Annotated in this window: 22 protein-coding genes; 18 read left to right on the top strand and 4 right to left on the bottom strand. The window is 63.1% G+C overall.

Features of this window, described 5'->3' with window-relative positions; all coding sequences use genetic code 11:
* The first annotated feature begins 97 nt into the window (after positions 1–97).
* The 18 genes from rlmN (at position 98) to VPH41_RS06510 (ending at position 18260) form a co-directional block, all read left to right on the top strand.
* Positions 98–1273, top strand: a complete 1176-nt coding sequence (rlmN, locus tag VPH41_RS06425) for a 23S rRNA (adenine(2503)-C(2))-methyltransferase RlmN (protein WP_071326298.1) — start codon at positions 98–100, stop codon at positions 1271–1273.
* An 11-nt stretch (positions 1274–1284) separates the two neighbouring features.
* A complete protein-coding gene (gene pilW, locus VPH41_RS06430) occupies positions 1285–2085 on the top strand; it encodes a type IV pilus biogenesis/stability protein PilW (protein ID WP_328569335.1) in 801 nt (266 codons plus the stop codon).
* A gap of 67 nt (positions 2086–2152) precedes the next feature.
* Positions 2153–3076 carry a helix-turn-helix domain-containing protein gene (locus VPH41_RS06435; RefSeq protein ID WP_328569336.1) on the top strand — a complete coding sequence of 308 codons (924 nt, stop codon included), beginning with the start codon at positions 2153–2155 and terminating at the stop codon, positions 3074–3076.
* Positions 3077–3126: 50 nt separating this feature from the next.
* On the top strand, positions 3127–4395 hold the full coding sequence (gene ispG / locus VPH41_RS06440) for a flavodoxin-dependent (E)-4-hydroxy-3-methylbut-2-enyl-diphosphate synthase (protein WP_152281113.1): 1269 nt from the start codon (positions 3127–3129) through the stop codon (positions 4393–4395).
* A 32-nt stretch (positions 4396–4427) separates the two neighbouring features.
* On the top strand, positions 4428–5789 hold the full coding sequence (gene hisS, locus VPH41_RS06445) for a histidine--tRNA ligase (protein ID WP_099667087.1): 1362 nt from the start codon (positions 4428–4430) through the stop codon (positions 5787–5789).
* Between the two features lie 54 nt (positions 5790–5843).
* Complete coding sequence (locus VPH41_RS06450; protein WP_152281112.1) at positions 5844–6512, top strand: tetratricopeptide repeat protein; 669 nt, start codon at positions 5844–5846, stop codon at positions 6510–6512.
* Positions 6513–6597: 85 nt separating this feature from the next.
* Positions 6598–7743 (top strand): outer membrane protein assembly factor BamB, encoded by a 1146-nt coding sequence (gene bamB, locus VPH41_RS06455; protein WP_287778820.1) that lies wholly within the window; start codon positions 6598–6600, stop codon positions 7741–7743.
* 4 nt (positions 7744–7747) lie between these two features.
* Positions 7748–9094: a ribosome biogenesis GTPase Der gene (gene der / locus VPH41_RS06460; protein WP_070221915.1), complete on the top strand. Its 1347-nt coding sequence runs from the start codon at positions 7748–7750 to the stop codon at positions 9092–9094.
* A 249-nt stretch (positions 9095–9343) separates the two neighbouring features.
* Positions 9344–9580 carry an RNA chaperone Hfq gene (gene hfq / locus VPH41_RS06465; RefSeq protein WP_008450615.1) on the top strand — a complete coding sequence of 79 codons (237 nt, stop codon included), beginning with the start codon at positions 9344–9346 and terminating at the stop codon, positions 9578–9580.
* A 114-nt stretch (positions 9581–9694) separates the two neighbouring features.
* On the top strand, positions 9695–10918 hold the full coding sequence (gene hflX, locus VPH41_RS06470; protein ID WP_328569337.1) for a GTPase HflX: 1224 nt from the start codon (positions 9695–9697) through the stop codon (positions 10916–10918).
* A 2-nt stretch (positions 10919–10920) separates the two neighbouring features.
* Positions 10921–12213, top strand: a complete 1293-nt coding sequence (gene hflK / locus VPH41_RS06475; protein WP_328569338.1) for an FtsH protease activity modulator HflK — start codon at positions 10921–10923, stop codon at positions 12211–12213.
* Positions 12213–13100: a protease modulator HflC gene (gene hflC, locus VPH41_RS06480; protein WP_099667091.1), complete on the top strand. Its 888-nt coding sequence runs from the start codon at positions 12213–12215 to the stop codon at positions 13098–13100. The genes hflK and hflC overlap by 1 nt, the downstream gene beginning before the upstream one ends.
* A gap of 270 nt (positions 13101–13370) precedes the next feature.
* Complete coding sequence (locus VPH41_RS06485) at positions 13371–14531, top strand: ATP phosphoribosyltransferase regulatory subunit (RefSeq protein ID WP_152281108.1); 1161 nt, start codon at positions 13371–13373, stop codon at positions 14529–14531.
* A gap of 3 nt (positions 14532–14534) precedes the next feature.
* The gene (locus VPH41_RS06490; protein ID WP_086147765.1) at positions 14535–15848 is read left to right on the top strand and encodes an adenylosuccinate synthase; all 1314 of its coding nucleotides are present in this window, start codon (positions 14535–14537) and stop codon (positions 15846–15848) included.
* A gap of 66 nt (positions 15849–15914) precedes the next feature.
* The gene (locus VPH41_RS06495; protein WP_034752020.1) at positions 15915–16460 is read left to right on the top strand and encodes a phosphoribosyltransferase; all 546 of its coding nucleotides are present in this window, start codon (positions 15915–15917) and stop codon (positions 16458–16460) included.
* Between the two features lie 65 nt (positions 16461–16525).
* Positions 16526–17035 carry a GNAT family N-acetyltransferase gene (locus VPH41_RS06500; RefSeq protein WP_328569339.1) on the top strand — a complete coding sequence of 170 codons (510 nt, stop codon included), beginning with the start codon at positions 16526–16528 and terminating at the stop codon, positions 17033–17035.
* Positions 17032–17958, top strand: coding sequence for a WD40 repeat domain-containing protein (locus tag VPH41_RS06505; RefSeq protein WP_328569340.1), 927 nt, complete (start codon positions 17032–17034; stop codon positions 17956–17958). Before VPH41_RS06500 ends, VPH41_RS06505 begins: the two co-directional genes overlap by 4 nt.
* Positions 17955–18260, top strand: a complete 306-nt coding sequence (locus VPH41_RS06510; protein ID WP_152281105.1) for an NIPSNAP family protein — start codon at positions 17955–17957, stop codon at positions 18258–18260. The genes VPH41_RS06505 and VPH41_RS06510 overlap by 4 nt, the downstream gene beginning before the upstream one ends.
* 19 nt (positions 18261–18279) lie before the next feature.
* Here VPH41_RS06510 and VPH41_RS06515 read toward each other — a convergent pair whose 3' ends face one another.
* The 4 genes from VPH41_RS06515 to VPH41_RS06530 all read right to left on the bottom strand — a co-directional run bounded on the left by VPH41_RS06515 (position 18280) and on the right by VPH41_RS06530 (position 22076).
* A complete protein-coding gene (locus VPH41_RS06515; protein WP_328569341.1) occupies positions 18280–18939 on the bottom strand; it encodes a glutathione S-transferase family protein in 660 nt (219 codons plus the stop codon).
* Positions 18940–19059: 120 nt separating this feature from the next.
* On the bottom strand, positions 19060–20493 hold the full coding sequence (locus VPH41_RS06520) for a Dyp-type peroxidase (RefSeq protein WP_328569342.1): 1434 nt from the start codon (positions 20491–20493) through the stop codon (positions 19060–19062).
* A gap of 77 nt (positions 20494–20570) precedes the next feature.
* Complete coding sequence (locus VPH41_RS06525) at positions 20571–21029, bottom strand: hypothetical protein (protein ID WP_152281102.1); 459 nt, start codon at positions 21027–21029, stop codon at positions 20571–20573.
* 306 nt (positions 21030–21335) lie between these two features.
* Positions 21336–22076, bottom strand: a complete 741-nt coding sequence (locus VPH41_RS06530) for a hypothetical protein (RefSeq protein WP_328569343.1) — start codon at positions 22074–22076, stop codon at positions 21336–21338.
* Between the last annotated feature and the right edge of the window lie 77 nt (positions 22077–22153).

Consider the following 22153-nt stretch of genomic DNA (forward strand, 5'->3'; position numbering starts at 1 on the left):
GTTATCTGTGAAATAACTTATCACCCCCTGTTCCCGCTGCGCTGTGGTGCTTTGCCCCTGATGCGCGCGGGGACGGATTTTTAGAATAGACATGATCATGAATACGACGACCCTCACCAACTTGCTGGACCTCGATCCCGCGCAACTCATCGCCTACTGCGCCGAGTTGGGAGAGAAACCGTTTCGTGCGAAACAATTGCAACGTTGGATACACCAGTTCGGCGCTTCCGATTTCGACGCCATGACGGACCTGGCCAAGTCGCTGCGCGACAAGCTGGCCACGCGCGCCGAAGTGCGCGCCCCGGCCATCATCAGCGACCATACGTCGACGGATGGCACGCGCAAGTGGCTGGTCGACGTGGGCAATGGCAATGCCGTGGAAACCGTGTTTATTCCGGAAGACAACCGCGGCACCCTGTGCATCTCGACCCAGGCCGGCTGCGCCGTGAACTGCCGTTTCTGCTCGACGGGCAAGCAAGGCTTCAACCGCAACCTCAGCGTTGGCGAAATCATCGGCCAGCTGTGGATGGCGGAATTCGAATTGCGCCGCACCAAGGGCATCGAACCGGGCCCGAAAGGCGAGCGCCAGATCACCAACGTGGTGATGATGGGCATGGGCGAGCCCCTGCTGAACTTTGAGCCGACCGTCACGGCCCTGAAATTGATGCTCGACGACAACGCTTACGGCCTGTCGCGCCGCCGCGTGACCTTGTCGACTTCGGGCGTGGTGCCGATGATGGACAAGCTGTCGCAGGAAGTGCCGGTGGCCCTGGCCGTTTCGCTGCACGCCTCGAACGATACCTTGCGCGATGGTTTGATTCCACTGAACAAGAAATACCCGCTGAAGGAATTGATGGCGGCCTGCAAGCGCTACCTGGAATTCGCCCCGCGCGACTTCATCACCTTCGAATACTGCATGCTCGATGGCGTCAACGACAGCGACGAGCACGCGCGCGAACTGCTGGCGCTGGTACAAGACCGCGAGTTTGGCGTGAACTGCAAGTTCAACCTGATCCCGTTCAATCCCTTCCCCGAGTCGGGCCTGTTCCGCTCGAAAAACCCGCGCATCAAGGCGTTTGCCCAGGTGCTCATGGATGGCGGCATCATCACCACCGTGCGCAAGACGCGCGGCGACGATATCGATGCGGCCTGCGGCCAGCTGGCGGGCGAAGTCAAGGACCGCACGCGGGTGCAGGAACGCATGGAAAAGATGACTGAGTATCAACAGAAATTTGGCGCCAATTTCGGCAAGATCGTGGAAATCCGCTCCTGATGAGGGAAGGCATGGCTTACCAACGCTCGCTCGCTGTGGCCGCTGTCTGCCTGGCTGTGCTGCTGGTCGGCTGTGCTTCCGCTCCTGCCGCGGGCCGCGCTGCGGCCGCTGGCCAGGACGGGCAGGCAAGCGCCGATGAGCGCGCCGCGCTGCGCCTGCAGCTGGCCAGCGCGTATTATGCGCAAGGCCAGCTCGACGTGGCCCTGGCGGAGGCGGAACAAGCCGTGCAGCTGGCGCCGAACGACGCGCAAGCCTATGGCGTGCGTGCCCTGATCCTTGCGGCCCAGCGGCAAACTGGGCCTGCCGAGAAAGATTTCCTTTACGCTTTGCGCCTTGCGCCCCACAATCCTGAGTTGAGCAATAATTACGGCCTGTTTTTGTGCCAGACGGGACGCGCCGCGCAATCGCTGGCGTATTTCGATGCGGCGCTGGCCGATGCGGCGTATGTGTCGCCGGAAAAAGCGCTCAACAATGGGGGCGCTTGCAGCCTGGCCCTGAATGATTACCCGCGTGCCGGCGCGTACTTGATGCGCGCGGTACGAATCGCACCGGACGTAGCAGTAACGAATGCCGGCCTGGTGCGCGTGTATTACCAACAGCAAGACTACCGGCAGGCGGCTTATTATTTGCAGCGGCTGGGCAGGATAGCAACAATGGAGAGCCAGACGGCCGATGTGCTGTGGCTCGGGATCAAGGTGCAGCATAAGCTCGGGGATGCGGGTGCGGAAGCTGGCCTGGGGGCGCATTTGCGCAACCACCATTCCGGCTCCCCCGAATATGCTGCTTATCAAAATGGGGCGTTTGATGAGTGAGACAGGGATACCAATGAATTCAGAGTGGGCAGAAACGCCTCAGCAGCAGCCCCAGGGCAATCTTGCGTTGGCAGGCGCACAGTTGAAGGCGCAGCGCGAAGCGCTGGGCTGGCCCGTGGAACAGGTGGCCGACCAGCTCAAGCTGGCGCCACGCCAGGTGATCGCGCTGGAAGAGGGCGACATGGCGGCCTTGCCGAACGTGGCCGTGGTGCGCGGTTTCGTGCGCGCCTATGCCAAGGTGGTGCGTCTCGACGCGGCGCCGCTGGTGGCCATGATCGAAGTCCATCCGGCGCCGGCGCAAGACCCGGCCGCGCCCGTGCGGCGCGAGATTTCCGCCACGTTTTCCGAATCGCGCTTCCCGTCGATGACGCAGCGTTCGTCGAACCAGACTCCCCTCTGGATCGCCGGCGCCGTGGCCGTCGTTGTGGCCGCCGCCTTTGGGGCGTATAAACTCGGCTATGTGCCGGCCAGCCTGCTGTCTTCGCACGCGGAGAAAGAAACGGCACATGCGGACGTGGGTCCGGTGGAAACGACCCTGATCAAGCCGGGCCAGGACTTGACGCCCGTGCAGACGCCATCCGTGCCCCTGATTTCCGTGCCGCCGCCGCCAGGCAACGACACGCAGACGGGCGCACCGGCCGCCAACGCCGCGTCGGCGCCGGCCGTGGCCGCCGTGCTGCCAGCCGCCGTTCCGGCGCCCGCGCCAGCGGCGACGGCTGCCGTTGCGCCGCCCGTTGCCGCCGCAGCCGTGGGCGCCAATGCGCTGGTGCTGAAGGTGGAGCAGGATTCGTGGGTGGAAATTCGCCGCCCTGGCACCACGCCGCTGATTTCGCGCATGGTCAAGGCGGGCAGCACGGAAACGTTCGATATCACGGGCCCGGCCACCCTGGTGGTGGGCAAGCCGGGTGTCGTGCAGGCAACCTTGCGCGGCGCCAAGCTGGATCTGCCGACCGTTGCCGGCGGCACGATCTCGCGCGTGAGCATCAAATAAGCATCCAGTACATCAGGCAACCAGTTCAAGCAAACTCAGAAGATAATATTATGGCTACCTCGAAAACAGCGATCGGCTCCGGTCCATCCGGCCGGCGCGACAGCCGCAAGGTGCTGATCGCGCACGGCCAGCGCCAGATCTGGGTGGGCGGCGACGCCCCCGTGGTGGTGCAGTCGATGACGAACACGGATACGGCCGATGCCATCGGCACGGCGATCCAGATCAAGGAACTGGCGCGTGCCGGTTCGGAACTGGTGCGCCTGACGGTGGACCGTCCGGAAGCGGCCGCGGCCGTGCCCTACATCCGCGAGCAGCTCGACAAGATGGATATCGACGTGCCGCTGGTGGGCGATTTCCACTATAACGGTCACACCCTGCTCAACGATTACCCCGATTGCGCGCGCGCGCTGTCGAAGTACCGCATCAATCCGGGCAACGTGGGCAAGGGCGCCAAGCGCGACACGCAATTTGCGCAAATGATCGAAGCGGCGTGCCGCTACGACAAACCGGTGCGCATCGGCGTGAACTGGGGCAGCCTGGACCAGGCCTTGCTGGCGCGCATCATGGATGAAAACGCGGGCCGTGCCGAACCGTGGCCGGCGCAAGCCGTCATGTATGAAGCGCTGGTAACGTCGGCCATTGAAAACGCCGTGCGTGCGGAAGAGCTGGGCCTGGCCCGCGACAAGATCATCCTGTCCTGTAAAGTCTCCGGCGTGCAGGACCTGATCGCCGTGTACCGCGAGCTGGCCCAGCGCTGCGACTATCCGCTGCACCTGGGCTTGACGGAAGCGGGCATGGGCAGCAAGGGCATCGTGGCGTCCACCGCGGCCCTGGCCGTCTTGCTGCAGGAAGGCATCGGCGACACCATCCGCATTTCGCTCACCCCGGAACCGGGCGGCGACCGTACGCGCGAAGTGATCGTCGGCCAGGAAATCTTGCAAACCATGGGCTTGCGCAAGTTCGCGCCCATGGTGATCGCCTGCCCAGGCTGCGGCCGCACGACGTCGACCACCTTCCAGGAACTGGCCGACAATATCCAGACGTATCTGCGCGAGCAGATGCCGGAGTGGAAAAAGTCGTATCCGGGCGTGGAAGCGATGAACGTGGCCGTCATGGGCTGCATCGTCAACGGTCCCGGCGAATCGAAGCATGCGAACATCGGCATCAGCCTGCCCGGCACGGGCGAGTCGCCGGCCGCGCCCGTGTTTGTGGACGGCGAAAAAGTCGTCACCCTGCGCGGCGAACGCATCGTCGAGGAATTCCAGGACATCGTCTTGAATTATGTAAAGAGTCACTACGGAAAAACGGTTGCCGCCTGAGCCTGATCCGATCAAAAGCAAAGAAGAACACTATGTCCGAAAATAAGAAATTCGATAAAATTACCGCGGTGAAAGGCATGAATGACGTGCTGCCCGCCGACGCCCCGCTGTGGGAATTGTTTGAAAACACGGCGCAGTCCGTGTTGCAAAGCTATGGCTTCCAGCAGATCCGCACGCCGATCGTGGAAGAAACGAAATTGTTTGCGCGCGCCATCGGCGCCGTGACCGATATCGTGGAAAAGGAAATGTACTCGTTCACCGATTCGATGAACGGTGACAACCTGACCCTGCGTCCTGAAGGCACGGCCGGCGTGGTGCGCGCCGTGGTCGAGCACAACCTCGTCTACGAAGGTCCGAAACGCCTGTGGTACAAGGGCCAGATGTTCCGCCACGAGCGCCCGCAAAAAGGCCGCTACCGCCAGTTCCACCAGTTCGGCGTGGAAGCCATCGGTTTCACGGGCCCCGATATCGACGCGGAAATCATCATGCTGTCGCGCCGCCTGTGGGACGACCTGGGCCTGGAAGGCATCCGCCTGGAACTGAATTCGATCGGCGACGCGGCCGAGCGCCTGCGCCACCGCGCCGACCTGATCGCCTACCTGGAAAGCCACAGCGAGCTGCTGGATGAAGAAGCCAAGCGCCGCCTGCACAGCAATCCGCTGCGCATCCTGGACACCAAGAACCCGGCCATGCAGGACCTGGTCAATGGCGCGCCGAAGCTGCTGGACTACCTGGGCGAGGAATCGCTGGCCCACTTCCACGGCGTGCAGAAGATCTTGAACCACAACAATATTCCGTTCACCATCAATCCACGCCTGGTGCGCGGCCTCGATTACTACAACCGCACCGTGTTCGAGTGGGTCAGCGACAAGCTGGGCGCGCAAGGCACGGTCTGCGCCGGCGGCCGCTATGACGGCATGGTGGAAATGTTCGGCGGCAAATCGACGCCGGCCGTCGGTTTCGGCATGGGTGTGGAACGCCTGGTGCTGCTGATGAAGGACGCGGCCGAACCGGAAGCCCCGGCCCAGTGCGACGTCTACCTGGTGCACCAGGGCGAGCAGGCAGGCTTGCAAGCCTTCGTGCTGGCCGAGCGGATTCGCGATGCGGGCCTCGACGTTGTGCTACATTGCGCAGCGAGCAACGGTGGCGGCAGCTTCAAGACGCAAATGAAAAAGGCCGATGCCAGCGGCGCGGCGTTTGCCGTGATCATGGGCGACGATGAAATCGCCAACAATGTGGCCACGGTGAAAGCCATGCGCGAAGCCGATGCGGGCGCGCAGCAGAACACGGTGCCGTTCGACGATGTCGTCGACTACGTGGTGGACCAGATCATCGGTGACCACGATTGCGGCCATGACCACGGTCCTGGCGGCCACGTGCATCACCACCACTGATTTGCAGCAAGACCGTTGTACCCTCGATCAACTACTCATTCAAACTGACGACCCATGGCATACGATCACGAAGAACAAGAACAACTGGCAACCCTCAAGGCCTGGTGGCAGCGCAATGGCAATCTGACCTCCTGGGTCCTGATCGTGGCGCTGGCAGGCTACAGCGGCTGGGCCGGCTGGCAGTACTACCAGCGCACGCAGGCTGCGCAAGCGGGCCAGCTGTACGACGAACTGCAGAACGCCATCGCCGCCAAGGATACGGCCAAGGTGATGCGCGCGGCCGGCGACATGCAATCGCGTTTCAGCGGCACGGCGTATGCGCAGATGAGCGCCTTGTCGGCAGCCAAGGTGGCGTTCGACGCGAATGACCTGAAAACGGCCAAGACCCAGCTGCAATGGGTCGCCGAGCACGGCACGGAAGAGTACAAGGCCATCGCCAAGCTGCGCCTGGCCGGCGTCCTGCTGGACGAAAAAGCCTACGATGAAGCACTGAAAGTGCTGGCGACGGCGACCGTGGCGCAATTTGCCGGCGCCGTGGCCGACCGCAAGGGCGACGTGCTGGTGGCGCAAAACAAGCTGGCCGAGGCACGCACGGCCTACCTGGCTGCGCTGGCCGCGACGGACAAGAACAATCCAGGCCGTCAATTGATCCAGGTCAAACTGGAAGCGATCGGCGGTACGGTACCGGAAGACAAGGCCAAGGCTGACAAGGCTGCCGCCTGACAGGAACACTGATGGTTCGGCCGCGCGGCGTGTTGCGCCGCCGGCCTTGCCCTTACAAGTACAAGAAAAAGGTTGGATAACACTTATGCGTGTCACTGAAAAGCTGGTAGCTGCAAGTCTGTTGGCCCTGATGGCCGGTTGCTCGTCGTGGAACCCGTTCGCCTCGAAAGATCCGAAAGTCGAGCCGGCCAAGCTGGTCGAGTTAAAATCGAGCATCGCCGTGCGCGACGCCTGGAAGTATTCGATCGGCAAGGCCGGCGTGTACGCGTTTACGCCTGCGCTGGCCGGCAACAGCCTGTACGTGGTCAATGCCGATGGCGCGCTGGCGCGCCTGGATGCGGCCAGCGGCCGTGAAACGTGGCGCATCAAGGCGGGCAGCGACATCACCTCGAGCGCCGGCAGCGATGGCACGCTGGTGGCCGTGGGCGCCGCCAAGGGCGCCGTGCTGGCCTTCGATGCCGATGGCAAGCAGCTGTGGAAGGCGCAGGCGTCCAGCGAAGTGCTGACGCCGCCTGTCGTGGGCCAGGGCGTGGTCGTGGTGCGCAGCGTGGACAACCGCATCGTCGGCTTCGACGCCAAGACGGGCGAACGCAAGTGGACGGTGCAGCGCGCCACGCCGGCACTGACCCTGCGCAATGCGCCGGGCATGGTGCTGGGCGGCGCGAACGTGTATGTGGCCCAGCCGGGCGGCAAGCTGCTGGCACTGACGGCCGCCACCGGTGTGGTACGCTGGGAGATCGTCGTCAGCGAACCGCGCGGCGCAACCGAACTGGAGCGCGTCTCCGACATCGCCGGCACGCCGGTGGTGTTCGAAGGTGAAGTGTGCACCGTCACGTACCAGGGCAAGGCCGGCTGCTTCGATGCCGCCACGGGCGTGCCGCGCTGGACCAAGCCGATCTCGTCCGATGTGGGCGTGGCCGTCGACCAGCGTTTCGTGTTTGCAGCAGACGCCCAGGGCGCCGTGGTGGCGTTCAGCCGCGAAGGCGGCCAGAGCGCCTGGAAGAATGAGGCGCTGGCGCGCCGCCGCCTGTCGACGCCGGCCTCGTTTGGCCGCAGCGTCGCCGTCGGTGACTATCAAGGTTATATCCACTTCCTGTCACGGGAAGATGGCGCATTAATAGGTCGGGTCAGTACCGACGGCAGTCCGATTGTTTCGGCTCCCGTTGTTGCCGGTTCGAATTTGATTTTTCAAACCCAATCAGGGACAGTGACCGCTCTCGCGGTCGAGTAATACAATGAAGCCGGTAATTGCACTAGTAGGTCGACCCAATGTTGGGAAATCGACTTTATTCAATCGTCTGACCCGCTCGCGCGATGCGCTGGTGGCGGATTTGCCTGGGTTGACGCGCGATCGTCACTATGGCGAAGGCCGTGTCGGCGAACGTCCCTTCCTGGTCATCGATACGGGTGGTTTTGAACCCGTCGCCAAGGAAGGCATCATGCACCAGATGGCACTGCAGACCAAGCAGGCCGTGGCCGAGGCCGACGTGGTGGTGTTCATCGTGGACGGCCGCCAGGGCCTGACCCCGCATGACAAGACCATCGTGGACTTCCTGCGCAAGAGCGGCCGCCCGGTCTTGCTGGTGGTCAACAAGAGCGAAGGCATGCGCTATACGGCCGTCGTGTCCGAATTCTATGAATTGGGCATGGGCGATCCGTATGCGATCTCGTCGGCGCACGGCGACGGCGTCAACGACCTCGTCGAAGTGATGCTGGACCTGGCGTTCGCGCAGCGTCCGGATGAGCCGGAAGAGCTGGAAAAGACGGACCGCGGCATCAAGATCGCCCTCGTCGGCCGTCCGAACGTGGGCAAGTCGACCTTGATCAACACCTTGCTGGGCGAAGAGCGCGTGATCGCCTTCGACATGCCGGGCACGACGCGCGATTCGATCGAAATCCCGTTCGAGCGCGATGGCCAGCAATACACCTTGATCGACACGGCCGGTATCCGCCGCCGCGGCAAGGTGTTTGAAGCGATCGAGAAATTCTCGGTGGTGAAAACCCTGCAGTCGATTTCCGAAGCCAACGTGGTCGTGCTGATGCTCGACGCGCAGCAGGATATTTCCGAGCAGGACGCGCATATCGCCGGCTTCATCCTGGAATCGGGCCGCGCACTGGTGGTGGCCGTGAACAAATGGGATGGCTTGCAATCGCACCAGCGCGATGAAATCAAGATCGATATCGACCGCAAGCTCGATTTCCTGTCGTTTGCGCAGATGCATTTCATTTCGGCGCTGAAGGGCACCAACATCGGTCCGCTGATGAAGTCGCTTAATGCGGCGTATGCAGCCGCCATGTGCGACCTGTCGACGCCGAAGCTGACGCGCGCCCTGATCGAGGCCGTGGAGAAGCAGGAACCGCGCCGCAAGGGCTCGATTCGTCCGAAGCTGCGCTACGCCCACCAGGGCGGCATGAACCCGCCTGTGATCGTTATTCACGGCAATGCACTCGACGCCGTTGGCGATCCATACAAGCGCTATCTGGAAAAACATTTCCGCGATACGTTTGCTCTGGTCGGCACGCCGCTGCGCATTGAACTGCGCACGGGTAAAAACCCGTTTGCACGCACGCCAAGCAAGTAAAATTACGCTGAGTATTGTGCTGGATTAAGTATCAATTAAGGCGCCGCAGAGATAATGCGGCGCCGACAGCCAATTCAATGGCTCTTGCACGGAAATAATAAAGTGTTAATGCGCCATGCGCGACAGCGATCGCGAAAACAGGTTACAGTAGCTATGAAGCATCTTTCTCTCTTTGAAAGGTGTGAGAGCACTTGAAATCAAGCGAGTCGCCTCCAATTCTTACACAACAACATAAACAACGGAGCTGTTATGAGCAACAAAGGGCAACTGTTACAAGACCCATTCCTCAATGCATTACGCAAAGAGCATGTTCCTGTCTCGATCTACCTGGTCAATGGCATTAAATTGCAGGGCCATATCGAATCGTTCGATCAATATGTCGTATTGCTGCGCAATACGGTGACACAGATGGTGTACAAGCATGCCATCTCGACAGTGGTGCCGGCCCGTGCCGTCAATCTCAATATTGAATCTGAAGCGGAGTAAAGCGTTGAGCTTGACGGCCCAGCGCCTTTCACCCTCCATCGCCCCCGTCCGCGCCAGCGGCGCTGATGCGTTTGCATCGGCGTCGGCGTCCGCCGCAACTTATCTGATGCCATCATGCGCGCGGCACTAGTCGGGGTTGACTTCGGTCACAGCGACTTCGCCGCCAGCATGGAGGAACTCATGCTGTTGTCGCGCTCGGCTGGCGCAGACCCGATTTCCACCATCACGGCCAAGCGTTCCAGTCCCGATTCCGCGTATTTCGTCGGCAGCGGCAAGGCCGATGAAATTGGCGACGCCGTCGTCAACGATGGCCTGGAAATCGTCATTTTCAACCACGCCCTTTCACCTGCCCAGCAGCGCAATCTGGAAAAGCGCCTGAATGTGCGCGTGCTCGACCGTACCAGCCTGATCCTCGACATCTTCGCGCAGCGCGCCAAGAGCCACGAGGGCAAGCTGCAAGTCGAGCTGGCCCAGCTGCAGCATCTGGCCACGCGCCTGATCCGCGGCTGGACCCACCTTGAGCGGCAAAAGGGCGGTATCGGCTTGCGCGGTCCCGGCGAGACGCAGCTCGAGACCGACCGCCGGCTGATCGGCGACCGCGTCAAGGCCTTGCGCGCGCGCCTGGAAAAGCTGCACAAGCAGCGCGAAACGCAGCGCCGCGCGCGCGGCCGCAATCACACATTCTCGGTGTCCCTGGTCGGCTATACCAATGCCGGCAAGTCGACGCTGTTCAATGCCGTGACCAAGGCCGGCGTGTATGTGGCCGACCAGTTGTTCGCCACCCTGGACACCACCTCGCGCCGGGTTTACCTGGGCCAGGACGTGGGCAATGTGGTGATCTCCGACACGGTCGGCTTCGTGCGCGAATTGCCCCATCAGCTGGTGGCCGCTTTCCGCGCCACGCTCGAAGAAACCATCCATGCCGATCTGCTGCTGCACGTCGTCGACGCCGCGTCGCCGGTGCGCATGGAGCAGATCGAGCAGGTCAACCTGGTCTTGAAAGAGATCGGCGCCGATCATATTCCGCAGATTCTCGTGTGGAACAAGATCGATGCGGCCGGGCTGGAGCCTTCGGTGGAGCGCGACGAATATGCTACGATCAGTCGCGTGTTCGTCAGTGCGCAGAAGGGCAGCGGTCTCGACCTGCTGCGCGATGCCATTGTCGAGATGGCCAGGAAGGCGCCCGGTTCGGCTCACCTCTATCAGCAAGGCGAAGCACAGCAGGAAGATCAGTTTGACGGTCAGTACGACCAGCACGATGGCGCCGCCCCGGACCAGGACGAAGAGCCTGGCGAGGACGATAGGTTTTCCACCCACTCCCAAGTCGGAACACGATAGTTATGCTTGTCTCCCTACTCAAAAAAACAGGCTTGAAGTTGTCCCTGAACGATCCCCGCTGGGGCAATCGCAAGGACGACGGCAAGAAAGCCCAAGAAGGCAAAAAGCCCGGCGAAGGTCCGCCGGACCTCGATCAGCTGTGGCGCGATTTCAATCAGCGCCTGAACACCTTTTTCGGACAGAAGAACCGTCCCGACAACGGCGGCAATAACAACGGCGGCGGCAGCGGCCCGCGTCCCGACATGAAGGGCGCCGGCATCACCGCCGGCGTGGTCGGCGTGATCGCCGTCTTCATCTGGCTCGCCAGCGGCGCCTTCATCGTGCAAGAGGGCCAGAATGGCGTCGTGCTCACGTTCGGCAAGTACAGCCACACCACGCCGGCCGGTTTCAACTGGCGCTGGCCGTACCCGTTCCAGACCGACGAAACCGTCAACGTGTCGCAGGTGCGCACGGTGGAAGTGGGTTATCGCCAGTCGCTGCGCAACAAGCAGGCCAGCGAGTCGCTGATGCTGACGGACGATGAGAACATCATCGACATCCAGTTCGCGGTGCAGTACACCCTGAAAGACCCCGTGGCGTGGCTGTTCAACACGCGCGACCAGGAAGACACCTTGCGCCAGGTCGCCGAAACGGCGATCCGCGAAGTGGTCGGCCGCAGCAAGATGGACTTCGTGCTGTACGAAGGGCGCGAAAAAGTGGCGTACGATACGCAGCAGCTGATGCAGCAGATTCTCGACCGCTACAAGGTCGGCGCCGTCATCACCAACGTGACGATGCAGGCCGTGCAGCCGCCGGAGCAGGTGCAAGCCGCCTTCGACGATGCCGTCAAGGCAGGCCAGGACCGCGAACGCCAGAAGAATGAAGGCCAGGCCTACGCCAACGACGTCATTCCAAAAGCGCGCGGCGCCGCATTCCGCCTGATGGAGGAAGCCGCAGCGTACAGCGCGATGGTGACCGAGAACGCGGCCGGTAATGCTTCGCGCTTCAAGCAGGTGCTGGTCGAGTACCAGAAGGCGCCGGTCGTCACGCGCGACCGCATGTACCTGGAAACGATGCAGCAAGTGTTCAGCAGTGCCAGCAAGGTCATGGTCGACGCGAAGACGGGCAGCAATCTGCTGTACCTGCCGCTCGACAAGCTGATCGCCCAGACGGCTGCCACCGATGCCGCCGCTGCCGCCGCCCGTGCTGCCGCGACACCCGCAGCCAACACCGTTTTGCCACAGGAAGCCATGCCGACAGTAGAAGTCAATACGCGCCGCGACAGCCGCTCTTCGCGTGAACGGGAGAGCCGCTAATGAACCGTATCGTAGCCGCCCTGATCGCGGGCTTTATCGCGATCATGCTCTTGTCCTCGACCGTGTTCGTGGTCGACCAGCGTAAGTATGCGGTCGTCTTCGCCCTCGGCGAAGTCAAGGAAGTCATCAGCACGCCGGGCCTGTATTTCAAGCTGCCGCCGCCGTTCCAGAACGTGCTGTACCTGGACAAGCGCATCCTGACCCTGGATACGCCGGAGCCGGAACGCTTCATCACGGCCGAGAAGAAGAACATCCTCGTCGACGCCTACGTGAAGTGGCGCATCGCCGATCCGCGGCTGTATTTCCGCAGCTTTGGCGGCGATGAAAAGCCGGCCCGCAACCGCATGTCGCAAATCGTCAAGGCGGCGCTGAACGATGAAATCACCAAGCGCACCGTGCGCGAAGTGATCTCGGGCCAGCGCGGCAAGGTGATGGAAGCGATCCTCGCCAAGGTTTCGGCCGAAGCCAAGGCCATCGGCGTAGAAATCGTCGACGTGCGCCTGAAACGCGTCGACTACGTCGAGCAGATCAACAACTCCGTGTACGAGCGCATGAAGTCCGAGCGCGTGCGCGTGGCCAATGAGCTGCGTTCGACCGGTTCGGCCGACTCCGAGAAGATCCGCGCCGACGCCGACAAGCAGCGCACCGTGATCCTGGCCGAAGCGTACCGCGAAGCCGAGAAGATCCGCGGCGAGGGCGACGCCAAGGCATCGCAGATCTATGCGGAAGCGTTTGGCAAGAATCCGGAGTTCTACAAGTTTTACCGTAGCCTGGAAGCCTACCGCGCCACCTTCAAGGACAAGGGCGACGTGATGGTAGTCGATCCGAGTTCGGAATTCTTCAAGTACTTCAAGGGCGGCGGCGCAGCCGGTCCGGCCAAGAAGTAAGGCAGCATCCAGACTGCGCCTGTCCGCAAGGACGGGTGCGGCAGCAGCGGGGCCGGCGTGAATGCCGGCCCCGTTTTTTTGTGCCCGTCTAGTTGTTGCGGGAAGGCGTAAAATGCGGTGTTTTTAGGGCTGTGCGGCAGCGTTTCGGACAACTTATCCCTAAAGGCCCGTGTTTTCGCGTAAAATATCAGGTTCGGCCTCTTGCCTGGCGCGCCTGCCGCTGCCTCGCATGATGCATTTTTTCAACTTTCTTCCGTATCTCGCTCCCTCATGCCGAATTGGCTTTTGCCCGAAAATATTGCCGATGTTCTGCCGTCGGAAGCGCGCAAGATCGAAGAGCTGCGTCGCCTCATGCTGGATAATTTCCGTCTGTACGGATATGAACTGGTCATGCCGCCGCTGCTCGAGTATCTGGAATCGCTGATGACTGGCGCTGGCAAGGATACCGACCTGCGCACGTTCAAGCTGGTCGACCAACTGTCGGGCCGCATGCTCGGCCTGCGCGCCGACATGACGACGCAAGTGGCGCGCATCGACGCCCACCTGCTCAACCGTGCTACCGTCACCCGCCTGTGCTACGCCGGCAGCGTGCTGCATACCCGTCCGTCGGGCCTGCACGCCACGCGCGAGCCGCTGCAGATCGGCGCCGAGATCTATGGCCACGCGGGCCTGGAAGCGGATGCCGAGATCCAGGAACTGGCGCTCGCCTCGCTGGCACTGGCCGGTTTCGACAGCGTGCGCCTGGATTTATCGCACGTGGGCCTGTTGCGCGCTATCATTGCGCAAGACGCCGCTGCCGTGCGCGACGAGGCTGCGCTGTACACCCTGCTGCGCGCGAAAGATGCGCCTGGCCTGCGCGAGCTGACCGCCGGCTACGACGCCGTGACGCGCGATGCGCTGCTGGCCCTGCCGAACCTGTATGGCGACATCGACGTGCTGGCGCGTGCGCGCGAAGTGCTGCCGCCGTTGCCGGGCGTGCTCAAGGCGCTGGCCGAGCTGGCTGCGCTGGCAGGCTCTGCGCTGGGCCGCGCCGAAGTGGCGATCGACCTGGCCGACCTGCGCGGCTACCAATATGAAAGCGGCGCGATGTTTGCGCTGTATGTACCTGGCTTGCCGAACGCGGTTGCGCGCGGCGGCCGTTATGACCACGTCGGCGAAGCGTTCGGCCGGGCTCGTCCCGCGACCGGCTTCTCGCTCGATTTGCGCGAACTGGCGCGCCTGTTGCCGACCGCGGAACGGAAGCATTCGATCCGCGCGCCGTGGGGCAGCGCGCCAGAATTGAAGGAAAAAATCGCCGAGTTGCGCAAGGCGGGCGAGGTCGTGATCCAGAGTATGCCGGGTCACAGTAATGAACAAGACGAGTTCGAGTGCGATCGCGTGCTGGTACTTGCCGATAATGGTAGTAGCTGGATTCTTAAAAACTTAGGTTGAGTGATGTCAAAGAAAATTATGGCAAAGAACGTTGTTGTCATCGGCACCCAATGGGGCGATGAAGGTAAAGGCAAGATCGTCGATTGGTTGACCGATCACGCCCAGGGTGTGGTGCGCTTCCAGGGCGGCCACAATGCAGGCCACACGCTGGTCATCGGCGGCGTGAAAACCGCGCTGCAGCTGATCCCGTCGGGCATCATGCGTCCAGGCGTCGCCTGCTACATCGGTAACGGTGTGGTCGTGTCGGTACCGGACGTGCTGCGCGAAATCGACAAGCTCGAAGCCGTCGGCGTCGAAGTCGCCTCGCGCCTGAAAGTGTCGGATGCCGCACCGGTCATCCTGCCTTACCACTCGGCACTCGACCTGGCCCGTGAAGCGGCGCGCGGCGCGGCCAAGATCGGCACCACGGGCAAGGGTATCGGCCCGGCCTACGAAGACAAGGTGGCGCGCCGCGCCATCCGCGTCGCCGACCTGCTGAACGAAGCCCGTTTCGCCGAAAAACTGGCGGAAAACCTCGATTATCACAACTTCGTGCTGGAGCACTACCTGAAGGCTCCGCGCATCGATTACCAGAAGACCCTCGACGACGCGCTGGCCTATGTGCCGCGTCTGCGTCCGATGGTCACCGACGTGTCGAGCGCGCTGTACAAGGCGCACAAGGCCGGCGCGAATCTGCTGTTCGAAGGCGCGCAAGGTTCCCTGCTCGACGTCGACCACGGCACCTATCCGTTCGTCACCTCGTCGAACTGCGTGGCTGGCAATGCCGCCGCCGGTTCGGGCGTCGGTCCTGGCATGCTGCACTACATCATGGGCATCACCAAGGCGTACACGACGCGCGTCGGCTCCGGCCCGTTCCCGTCGGAACTGCCAACGGATGCAGGCGTCGGCCATCACCTGGCGCAAGTGGGCCATGAATTCGGCACCGTGACGGGCCGCGCCCGCCGCTGCGGCTGGTTCGATGCTGCCCTGCTGCGCCGCTCCGTGCAGATCAACGGCGTGACGGGCATGTGCCTGACCAAGCTGGACGTCCTGGACGGTATCGAAACCTTGAAACTGTGCACCGGCTACACCATCGACGGCGTGGCCACGGACATCTTCCCATCGGGCGCCGAAGAAGCCGCCCGCTGCGTACCCGTGTACGAAGAGATGCCAGGCTGGACGGAAAGCACGGTCGGCGCGAAATCGCTGGCGGCTTTGCCAGCGACGGCCCGCGCTTACATCAAGCGCATCGAAGAACTGGTCGGCGTACCGGTGGACATGGTTTCGACCGGTCCCGATCGTGAAGAGACGATCGTGCTGCGCCACCCATTCGAGTAAGCTGCTGGACACAATCCGCCGCAAGGCGGATTTTTTTAATCACGCTAATAATAAGATTTCACTATCATGACTACCCCACAATCGAACGATCAACATCTCTGGGTCAACTGGGAAGAGTATCACCGCCTGATCGAGCGCCTGGCGCTCAAGGTCTACGAATCGGGCTGGAAATTCGACCAGGTATTGTGCCTGGCGCGCGGCGGCGTGCGTCCCGGCGACGTGTTCTCGCGCATTTTTGATTTGCCGCTGGCCATCCTGTCGACCAGCTCCTACCGCGAAGACGCGGGCACGGTGCGCGGCGACCTCGATATCGCCAAGTACATGACCATGACCAAGGGCCCGCTGGCCGGCCGCATCCTGCTGGTCGACGACCTGGCCGATTCCGGCGTCACCCTGGACAAGGTCACGCGTCACCTGAAGGAAAACTTCCCTGACGTGACCGAAGTCAAATCGGCCGTGATCTGGCTGAAAGGCTGCTCCGTCGTGCGTCCCGACTACTTCCTGGACGAACTGCCGCACAACCCATGGATCCACCAGCCATTCGAAGACTACGACGGCCTGCGCCCGCACCAGCTGGCGGCGTGGATCAAGAAGGGCGAAGCAGGCAAGTAATCGCGTGCGCTCTTGCAAAAAAAAGACGATCGTGTATCGTCTTTTTTTTCGTCCAAGGAAATGCGATGACCATACTGACGACGGCGCGGCTGCGCCTGGAACCGATTACGGCAGACCACTACGAGCGCATGCGCACGCTCAACACGGATCCCGAGGTGATGACCTACCTGAACGCAGGCCAGCCCGAGACGGAAGAGGATACGCGCGCGGCGGTTGCGCGCATCACGGGCCGCTGGGCCGAATGGGGCTACTCCTGGTGGGCGCTGATCCGCCTCGACGACGGCGAGATGGTGGGCATGGCGTGCCTGCAGCACCTCGATGGGGACAAGGCCAAGCCGCATGAAATCGGCTGGCGCCTGGCCCGTACGGGCTGGGGCCAGGGCTATGCCAGCGAGGCGGCGGCCGCCATCGTCGCGCATGCGTTCGACGTCGTCGGCGCACCCGAAGTGGTGGCCGTGGCGCATCCCGACAACGCCGCCTCGATCAAGGTCATGACGCGCCTGGGCATGCAGTACGTGGGCATGGGGCGCCATTACGACCTCGATACCGTCGTATACCGGCTGGCGCGTCCATGACGGCAAGGCCGAAGCCCTTGAAGCTGGGCTGCAGTTACGGCGTGCAGTTTTCGCCCGATGGCACGCGCCTGGCCGTGCTGGGACGCGACCTGGTCCTGTGGGACGTGGCGGCGCGCAGCAAACTGTGGCGCGGCAAGTTCATCGCGCACATGTCGGGCATGGCGTTCTCGCCCGACGGCAGCCGGATCGCCATCAAGAGCACGACGGGCCAGATGGCCGTGGTCGATGCGCAGTCGGGGCAGCTGCTGCTCAACTTCCAGAACAAGAAGGATCGCGAAGGTTCCGACCCCGCGTGGTCGCCGTGCGGGCAGCATCTTGCCGACGGCGGCTGGGACGGCCGCCTGCGGGTGCGCGATGCGCAGACGGGCGAGGTGCTGTTCGTGCAGGAGCATGCGGGCGAGATGCTGCGAGATGCCTGCGCCATCGATGGCGGGCGGCGCCTGCTGGTCCAGCATGGCGTCAAATCCGTGGACGAGGGGCAGGTGCAGCCGCCTGACTATTGCAGCGTGTGGGACTGGCCGCTGCAGGCGGGGGGCGGCCGCGTGGTGCTGTCGCTGCCCGGTATCATGTCCTGCGCGCCATCGCCGGACGGCGCGCGCCTGGCCGTGCTGCACCACGCTGGCGGCGACGAGTACCTGTCCGTGCATGCGATCGACGATGGCCGCGTGCTGGCCACGGTGCCGGTGGAGGCGGGCGGCGGCACGGGCAACGCCTTGCGCTGGCTGCCCGACGGCAGCGCGCTGGGACGCATCGGCAAGGGCAAGCTGCTGTTTTACGGCTGGCCCGGTCTCGATGTGCTGGCGCAGGAAGATTTTACGTATCCCTGCGCGCTGGACTTCTTGCCTGGCACGCCACTGGCCGCCATCGGCTCGTGGGAAGCGGGCATGCTGACGGATTTGAACGTTCACAAGGAAACCGCATGATCACCTGTTATTTACGCTACATCATCGATCCGTACAAACTGAAGGAATTCGAAGCCTACGGCAAGCTGTGGATACCGCTGGTCGAGCGCTTCGGCGGCCAGCACCACGGCTACTTTTTGCCATCCGAAGGCGCCAGCAACGTGGCGCTGGCCATGTTCTCGTTTCCCAGCCTGGCCCTGTACGAGCAGTACCGCAGCGACTCGATGCAGGATGCCGAATGCCAGGCCGCCTTCCGCTATGCCGAGGAGACGCGCTGCATCGTCAGCTACGAGCGCAGTTTCTTCCGGCCCGTGTTTGCCTGAACAGGTTTACTGAACAAGGTCAGTCGCGCTGCGGTGCGCCCAGGGGGAAGAGGTGGCGGTACGGGCGCGCCTCTTCCACCGCGCGCGCAAACGACGGGCGGGCCAGCAGGCGTGCGCGGTAGGCGCGCAGCAGGGGCAAGGCGGCGGGAATCGGCTGCGTCCAGTCCGCATAGAACAGCGAGGGGGCGGCGGCGCAGTCGGCCAGGGTAAAGTGTTCGCCCGTGGCCCACGTCTTGCCGGCCAGGTGGTTTTCCAGCCAGGCGTAGGCGAGGTCCAGTTTTTCTCCCGCATGCGCGCGGCCTTCGCGCGTCTTCACCGGGTCGCCCGTCAGGGCGGCGCCGACGGCATGCTGCACGGGCGTCATGACATGCAGGTCGAAGTAGCGGTCGAGAAAACGCGCGTCCAGCGCCTGCATCGGCTCATCGGGCAGCAGGCGCAGCGGGCCGGGATGGGCCAGTTGCAGGTATTCGATGATGATGCTGGTCTCGGCGACGTTGCGCTCCCCGTCCACCAGCAGCGGGAACTTGCGCAGCGGCCAGCGCTCCAGCCACTGCTGCAGATGCTGCGGCATGTCCGGCGCCAGGCAGCGGAAATCGAAGGGCAGGGCGTTCTCGTACAGGGCGATGAGCACCTTCTGCGTGTACGAGGAAAAAGGATGGCCGTAGAGGATGAGCGACACGGTGGAATCTCCTGTGCAAGGTTGGCAACACACGCGTGCTGCAACGATAGAGCAATGACAGGAGCAATGCAAGCGGTCCGGGCCTTTCGTGCGCCTGCCTCCCGCTTGCATCCGTAATGCTTAGCCCAGGTTCGCCAGGTAGCGCAATCCCGTGATGCTGGGGAAGAAGCAATACACGCCGCCCCGCGTGATGACGCTGCGCGAAAAGTGTTGCAGTGTCTTGTTGCCGCTGCCCTTGGCGCCCACGCCGGGCAAGGTGAAGGAACTGACGGCGGGGTTGTTGATGCCCAAAAACACGTCCTGGCCGCTGATGTTGAACGTGGCATTGCCCGCCTCGGGGCCGTCCGGGCCGACGGCCGACTTGACGAAGGCATCGTCATTGTTCCACTGCTTCATCAGAAACTCGAACTGGTTGCGCAGGTTGGCATTGATGAAATAGCCGACGAGGCCCCGTTGCTCCGCGACGGGCGCGGCCGGATCGTATTCGCTGCCGTAGGGCATGGCGCGCCGCACGATGCGGTGGTTGCGGGCGGAGGTCCCCACGACGCCTTCGTCGCGCGGATTGTTGCGCCGGATATGCGAGCCGACCGGGCATTTCAGGCCCAGCGTGTCGTCCAGTGCCGGCTGGCTATCGACATAGTGAAAATGGTTCAGGCTGGCGTCCGGCAGCACGGGGCCGGCCTCGTCCGGACTGAGTACCAGCGGATTGCCGTTGCGCCAGCGCCCGCACATCTTGGCCGCCACCATTTCGGTGCTGAGCCCGGAACTGGCCGCGGCCTGGCTCAGGATGGTGTCGAACAGGGGCACGTCCTGTTCCAGGATGCGGAAGGCGGCATAGCTGCCATTGGTGGACAGCTGCGACGGCTGGACCTGGTAGATGCCGCCGTTTTCATTCGGATAGCCGAGCAGGAATTCCCCCGTCTTGACCGTGTTGAGCGGGTCGGGATCATATGCGGGTTCGTGCTTGCGGGGCGGCGCGCCATCGACGTCCGGCTGGGCGATGTTGTCGCGGTAGCCGAAATGCACGCGGTTGCCTGGCAGGGCCACGCCGTCGTGCGCATACAATTCACGCCAGCCGCCGGCAAAGGCGCGCCGCAGCGTGGCCGATGTCTGTTGCAGCACTTCCGTCGATTCGCTGACCCATAGGCTCAGCAGCGCATGCACCTGGCCACGCTGGGTAGCCGGCCCCAGGTTGCCGAGCCAATGTTCGGGGGCGCTGCCGTCCACGTCGCCCACGGCCGCGACGCTGGCCGGATCGGCCGCGCCCCGCTGAAATGCCTGGTCGAAAGTGGCCAGGTCGGCCGCGGCGACGCCCAGCGCCGCCAGGCCAGGAGCGGTAAAGCTGAGGTTCAGGAAGCAGGGCGGCTTGGGATGGATATGGCGCGCGGTGGTAATCGATGGCAGTCCGTCGCTGCCGTCGAGCAGGGCCGCGATGGTGCGCCGTGCCTGCGCCGCATCCGTGATGGTCAAGATGAAGTGGCGCGCCAGGTTGACGCGGTAGCCGCGCAGGATCGTGCCTTGCACGTCGTCGTAATCGATGCTGGAATCGGCCATGCTGTCTCTCCGGGGGCTGGGGCTGGGGCTGGCAAGGTGGCGGGGCGCGCTAGCGCGGCCCCGGCGTGGCGTGCGGCTCAGACTGAAGCGAGGATTTTCTGGACTGTTTGCGTATACGCGCTATACATGCCGGTATTGGGCACGTGCTGCGCGGCGTCGTTGGCGCTGATGAACGCTTCAAATGCGGCCACGTGGTTGGCCACGGGAATCAGCGGCTTGCCGCCCTCGACAAACTGCAGCAGCGCGTCGAATACGGGACCCAGCTTGGCCACAAAATCCTCGATGTAGTCGTTGAAGTCGCCGTCATACTCGGTGATCACGCCGATGACGAGGGTGTCCGAGGGACCTGTCGATTTCACGTTGGGCAGCAGATTGGCCTGGGCGCGGTCAAACAGGGTGAAGCGGGCAAAGTGCACGGTACCGATACTGGTGAGGGCCGCATTGATCTGCTTTTGGTATTCCTGCAATGCGGCGGCGATGTGGATGGGATCGGTGCCGGGTAGTACCGGCATCATTAAGCACAGTGGATATGCCATGGCAGGCTCCTCATTACGTGGTTGTCGGGAGGACCGACACTACGCCGCGGCGTCCACTGCGTCAAAAACTATATTTTTGCGCTTGTTGCTAAATTCACACCATTGCAGCATGGTAATTCATGTGAAATGCGGTCTCATGTGAATAGTTGCTGAGGCTGGCTCGTACCGGCGGACGCTCTGCTGCCAGGCTGCCCCCGCCTGTTTCTTGAAGCGCAAGGGGGAGGGCGCTGGCGGCGCCAGGTTCTGGTGCTTTTATTTCGGCATGAGGGGAGGCGGTACGCGGCGCCTGCATACCATCTGCCCTGCTTAAAACCGGATGGGACAAGGCGCCGCAGTTCCTTCGCCAAAACCGGCGTAGCCGGAGCGCGCGCTGAGGTTCAGCGACATGCTGCCTTTGTCCGGTAAATAGATGCAGTATTCGCCGGCCGCCGTGATGATGCGGTAGATGCGCTTGGGGTCGTTTGGTGCGCTGAACAGCTCGATGCGGGCCGCTTCGAACCATTTCGGCTTGACCGCCGCATGCGCTTCCGCGAAGCCTTTCGCCAGGCGCGTGTGCGCCGTCTCGGGCGGCGCCGTGAATTCCTGCGGATGCTCGGCGCGCAGCTGGCGGTCGATGGCGCCGGCTGCCTGCAGGGCCCGCTGCGCCAGGGGGAGGGTGCCGGCCTTCGACGCCGCCGGCGCCGTCTCGGCAGGCAGGGCGTCGTCTGGCGGCCGGTCCGGCATCAATGCCGGCGGCGTGGGGATGGCGGCATCCTTCGGTGCTGGCGCGACCGCCGCACTGGCGAGGCGGGCAGGCAAGGAAGGCTGGGGAGGCAGGCGCGCGGGCGGTGGAGCGGGTTCGATGGGGACAGCGCCCGCTTTTGCTGGCGGCAATGGCGGCATCAGTTGCAGCCAGACGCGGTCGTCGTGCTCCGTTCCCGTGTGGACCGGCCGCGTGGCCGCCCAGAACAGCGCCAGGTGCAGCAAGCCGATTGCGGCGATATAGCGGCCCTGAGGGCGCCGGCCGATAGAAAAATCATGGTCCTGCCGCGCAAGGTCAATGTTCATCTGTTCCACGGTCCCCGTGATGAAGGTGTACCAGTATGCAAATTTGCAAGGGCGCTGTAAACAGCTTTCGCGCAGAA

Origin of the sequence: Janthinobacterium sp. P210006 (genome assembly GCF_036231885.1) — a bacterium.
GTDB classification, from domain to species: Bacteria; Pseudomonadota; Gammaproteobacteria; order Burkholderiales; family Burkholderiaceae_D; genus Janthinobacterium; species Janthinobacterium violaceinigrum.

Bases quoted from the DNA above. Each gene is read 5' to 3' on its own strand.
- rlmN (WP_071326298.1), top strand. From the start codon at position 98: ATGAATACGACGACCCTCACCAACTTGCTGGACCTCGATCCCGCGCAA.
- pilW (WP_328569335.1), top strand. From the start codon at position 1,285: ATGGCTTACCAACGCTCGCTCGCTGTGGCCGCTGTCTGCCTGGCTGTG.
- ispG (WP_152281113.1), top strand. From the start codon at position 3,127: ATGGCTACCTCGAAAACAGCGATCGGCTCCGGTCCATCCGGCCGGCGC.
- hisS (WP_099667087.1), top strand. From the start codon at position 4,428: ATGTCCGAAAATAAGAAATTCGATAAAATTACCGCGGTGAAAGGCATG.
- VPH41_RS06450 (WP_152281112.1), top strand. From the start codon at position 5,844: ATGGCATACGATCACGAAGAACAAGAACAACTGGCAACCCTCAAGGCC.
- bamB (WP_287778820.1), top strand. From the start codon at position 6,598: ATGCGTGTCACTGAAAAGCTGGTAGCTGCAAGTCTGTTGGCCCTGATG.
- der (WP_070221915.1), top strand. From the start codon at position 7,748: ATGAAGCCGGTAATTGCACTAGTAGGTCGACCCAATGTTGGGAAATCG.
- hfq (WP_008450615.1), top strand. From the start codon at position 9,344: ATGAGCAACAAAGGGCAACTGTTACAAGACCCATTCCTCAATGCATTA.
- hflX (WP_328569337.1), top strand. From the start codon at position 9,695: ATGCGCGCGGCACTAGTCGGGGTTGACTTCGGTCACAGCGACTTCGCC.
- hflK (WP_328569338.1), top strand. From the start codon at position 10,921: ATGCTTGTCTCCCTACTCAAAAAAACAGGCTTGAAGTTGTCCCTGAAC.
- hflC (WP_099667091.1), top strand. From the start codon at position 12,213: ATGAACCGTATCGTAGCCGCCCTGATCGCGGGCTTTATCGCGATCATG.
- VPH41_RS06485 (WP_152281108.1), top strand. From the start codon at position 13,371: ATGCCGAATTGGCTTTTGCCCGAAAATATTGCCGATGTTCTGCCGTCG.
- VPH41_RS06490 (WP_086147765.1), top strand. From the start codon at position 14,535: ATGTCAAAGAAAATTATGGCAAAGAACGTTGTTGTCATCGGCACCCAA.
- VPH41_RS06495 (WP_034752020.1), top strand. From the start codon at position 15,915: ATGACTACCCCACAATCGAACGATCAACATCTCTGGGTCAACTGGGAA.
- VPH41_RS06500 (WP_328569339.1), top strand. From the start codon at position 16,526: ATGACCATACTGACGACGGCGCGGCTGCGCCTGGAACCGATTACGGCA.
- VPH41_RS06505 (WP_328569340.1), top strand. From the start codon at position 17,032: ATGACGGCAAGGCCGAAGCCCTTGAAGCTGGGCTGCAGTTACGGCGTG.
- VPH41_RS06510 (WP_152281105.1), top strand. From the start codon at position 17,955: ATGATCACCTGTTATTTACGCTACATCATCGATCCGTACAAACTGAAG.
- VPH41_RS06520 (WP_328569342.1), bottom strand. From the start codon at position 20,493: ATGGCCGATTCCAGCATCGATTACGACGACGTGCAAGGCACGATCCTG.
- VPH41_RS06525 (WP_152281102.1), bottom strand. From the start codon at position 21,029: ATGGCATATCCACTGTGCTTAATGATGCCGGTACTACCCGGCACCGAT.
- VPH41_RS06530 (WP_328569343.1), bottom strand. From the start codon at position 22,076: ATGAACATTGACCTTGCGCGGCAGGACCATGATTTTTCTATCGGCCGG.